The 2,965-nt window shown below is 69.6% G+C and carries 4 protein-coding genes; 2 read left to right on the plus strand and 2 right to left on the minus strand.

Going from position 1 to position 2,965, the window contains the following annotated elements; genetic code table 11:
* Window positions 1-312 precede the first annotated feature (312 nt).
* On the plus strand, window positions 313-846 hold the full coding sequence (locus tag VF665_RS15400; protein WP_331054323.1) for a secretin N-terminal domain-containing protein: 534 nt from the start codon (window positions 313-315) through the stop codon (window positions 844-846).
* 80 nt (window positions 847-926) lie between these two features.
* Window positions 927-1,397: a DUF6174 domain-containing protein gene (locus VF665_RS15405; protein ID WP_331054324.1), complete on the plus strand. Its 471-nt coding sequence runs from the start codon at window positions 927-929 to the stop codon at window positions 1,395-1,397.
* 82 nt (window positions 1,398-1,479) lie between these two features.
* On the opposite strand, the gene VF665_RS15410 is transcribed toward VF665_RS15405, so the two are convergent.
* Both VF665_RS15410 and VF665_RS15415 read right to left on the minus strand, forming a co-directional pair.
* Window positions 1,480-1,968 carry a GreA/GreB family elongation factor gene (locus VF665_RS15410; RefSeq protein WP_331054325.1) on the minus strand — a complete coding sequence of 163 codons (489 nt, stop codon included), beginning with the start codon at window positions 1,966-1,968 and terminating at the stop codon, window positions 1,480-1,482.
* An 81-nt stretch (window positions 1,969-2,049) separates the two neighbouring features.
* Window positions 2,050-2,965 (minus strand): lysylphosphatidylglycerol synthase domain-containing protein (locus VF665_RS15415; protein WP_331054326.1); only part of this gene is annotated, 916 nt, incomplete at its 5' end.

Consider the following 2,965-nt stretch of genomic DNA (forward strand, 5'->3'; position numbering starts at 1 on the left):
AAGGGAGTATGGCCCAAAATAACACCCATCGGGCTCGGAAAACAGCTTTCCGCACCCGCCGAGCCGGCGTGCGCCGGATGTTCTGGCAGTGGACGATCCGCGCGCCGTGTGATGGCGGCGGAACCTGGCGGTGCGAGCGGGCTGCGTACAATCCCGCGGGAAGTTAGACAACCGGACTTCCCGATCCCTTCCATGCGCCCCCGCCCGGATCCTCGCCGGTGGCGCAGCCTGCCCGCTAACGTCATGCGCGCGAGACTGTTAGATTGGTTCTCGACCAGCCCCGCCGCCCCGCCCATCCCGATGGAAATTCGCATGATCCGCATCCCTGCCGCGGCCGCGCTGGCGGCTGCCCTTCTGGCCGCGCCGTCGGCCGCGCAGACCTCCGCGCCGGCCCCCGTACAGGCCCGCGAAGCGCGCCGCATCAGCGTCTCGTTCCGCGAAGCGGAAACGGCGGACGTGGTGCGCGCCTTTGCCGAATTTGGCGGGCACTCCATCATCCTGGGAGCGGGGGTGGGCGGCACCATCAGCGCGGAGGTGCGCAACCAGCCATGGGACACCGCCCTGCGCGCCATCCTGCGGGCGTACGGGTACGACGTGCGCCAGATCGCCCCGGGGCTGCTGCGGGTGGAGACCGCCGCGCAGGCCGCCGCGGCCGTCACGCTGGCGCCGCTGGTGACGCGCGCCATCCGCATCCGCTACATTCCCGCCGAAGACGTGGCGCGGGTGGTGACGCCCATGCTTTCCGCGCGCGGCGCCGTGGTCGCCAACGAGGCCACCAACGCCATCGTCGTCACCGACACGGAAGACGTGATCGAGCGCGTGGTGCAGCTGATCGGGCACGGCTGAGCGCCCGTGTCAGCGGGGGCGCCCGCCGCGCGTTGCAGGAGCGCAGGTACACACACGGACCGTTTCTCAGCCGGAGACCCATGATCCATCGCGCATCGCTGTTCCTGATCGCTCTTTCCCTGGCCGCCTGCACTCCAGTGGTGCACGCCGCGCCCGCCAATGAGCCGGGCGTGACGCCCGCGGCCACGCAGTCGTCGCTGGACCAGGCCCGCGCCCGGTGGCGCGCGGCCGGCATCACCAGCTACCGCGTGCACGTGGAGCGCTCCTGCTTCTGCCGCGGCCGCGAGCCGGTGGACGTGGAAGTGCGAAACGGCGCGGTCACCTCCGTCCGCATCACCGAAACCGGCGCCGAGGCCCCGCGCGAGCAGTGGGAGTGGACGCCTTCCATCGACGCGATGTTCACGCAGATGAGCGAGGCCCTGCGCGCCGGAACCGAGGTGCGCGCCGAGTACCATCCCACCCTGGGCTATCCCACCGTAGCCGTCATCGGCACGCTGGCCAACGACGCGGGGACGCAGTACAACTACACCAGCCTGACCCCGCTGCGCTGACCCCGCCACCGGCGGGAAAGGAAAGAGCCCCGGACCTCGTGAAGAGGTCCGGGGCTCTTTCCGTCCATGAAGACGGAGCGGGTCAGCTCTTTTCCACCATCTGCGCCAGCGTGACGACTTCCTTGATGTGCAGCTTGCGCTCGCCGCGGGGGAGCTGAATGCTGACCTTGTCGCCCTTCTGCTTGCCCATGAGCTGCTGCCCCAGCGCGGAGGCCATGGAAATCTGCCCGCTGTCCAGGTTGTCCTTGTCGATGAAATCGCCAAAGGCCAGCGTGTAGGTTTCCTCTTCCTTGGTGCGCATGTCCACCACGCGCACGCGCGAGCCGAAGCCCACGCGGTCGGCGGGAATCTGCGACAGGTCAATCTTGGACAGCTCGCCCGCGCGCTGCGTCAGGTGGTTCAGCCGGGCCGAGATGAACTGCTGGCGCTCCAGCGCGCTCTTGTACTCCGAGTTTTCGCGAAGGTCGCCGTGCTCCACGGCCTTCTTGATCGCCTCGGGAATGATCACCTGCAGCTCGTGCGTCAGCCGCTCGATCTCTTCGCCGAGCTTGTTCTTCAGGTCGTCCAGCATGTCCGTTCTGATCCTCGTCCGTTCTGATTCAGGCAAACCGCCAATGTAACCGGATTGTCGCGGAGCGCGCCATGGGTGCGTTCAGAGCGCCGGCGGCACGGGCACGTCCTCCGCCGCCGCGCCGTCGTCCGCACCTCGCCCAACCTTCCCAAGCGCGCCGCGGGCCAGGAGCAGCGCCGCGCCCCCGCCGATCAGCTCCGCCGCGATGGTCCACAGCCGCGCGGCCAGCGAAAGCACCGCCGCCACGCCCTGCGGCAGGTACGGCTTCAGAAAGAGCGTCATGGACGCCTCGCGCAGCCCGCCGCCGCCCGGCAGGGGAGACCAGTACCCCGCAAAGAAGGACAGGGCGTTCACCCCCGCCATCTGCGGCATCAGCCGCCAGGGCAGGGGAGCCAGCGAGGCGACGAACAGGTGGTACGCCACGCCGTACAGCCCCCAGCTCACCACCGAAAGCGCCACCAGCCCCGCTCCCTGCGCCCAGGTGCCGTTCCACCGGATCACGTCGCGCTTGAGCAGGCGGGGGATGGCGGCCAGCACGCGGTTCAGCAGCGCGGGATGCACCGAGACGAGGGCCGCCCCCATCGCCGCCACCCCGGCCCACCGCGGGTCCACGCCGCGGAACACGCCCTGGGACAGCGTCCACGAGGCCACCACCAGCGAGCCCATGAGGGTGATCCCGGTGTGCACCAGCATGGAGGTGAGCAGCACCGCGCCCGAGAGCCCCGCGTTGCGGCTCAGCTGCGCCACGGCCACGAACTGAAAGACCTTGCCCGGCACGTACCGGGCAAGGTTGCTCAGGAACCAGATGCGCTGCAGCGCACCCAGCGGCACGGGCGGATGCTCGAAGTGGCGCAGCACGCGGCTCCACACCCACACGCCAAAGCCGAGCACCAGCACGTGCGCCGCCACGCTGGCCGCCAGCATCCCGGGGTGAACGCGCCACTCAAAGCGGCGCATCTCCGCCCAGTTGCTGTTGATGGTGTGCACCAGGTACCAG

It is taken from the genome of Longimicrobium sp. (genome assembly GCF_036387355.1).
Classification (GTDB): Bacteria; Gemmatimonadota; Gemmatimonadetes; order Longimicrobiales; family Longimicrobiaceae; genus Longimicrobium.

Bases quoted from the DNA above. Each gene is read 5' to 3' on its own strand.
- VF665_RS15400 (WP_331054323.1), top strand. From the start codon at position 313: ATGATCCGCATCCCTGCCGCGGCCGCGCTGGCGGCTGCCCTTCTGGCC.
- VF665_RS15405 (WP_331054324.1), top strand. From the start codon at position 927: ATGATCCATCGCGCATCGCTGTTCCTGATCGCTCTTTCCCTGGCCGCC.
- VF665_RS15410 (WP_331054325.1), bottom strand. From the start codon at position 1,968: ATGCTGGACGACCTGAAGAACAAGCTCGGCGAAGAGATCGAGCGGCTG.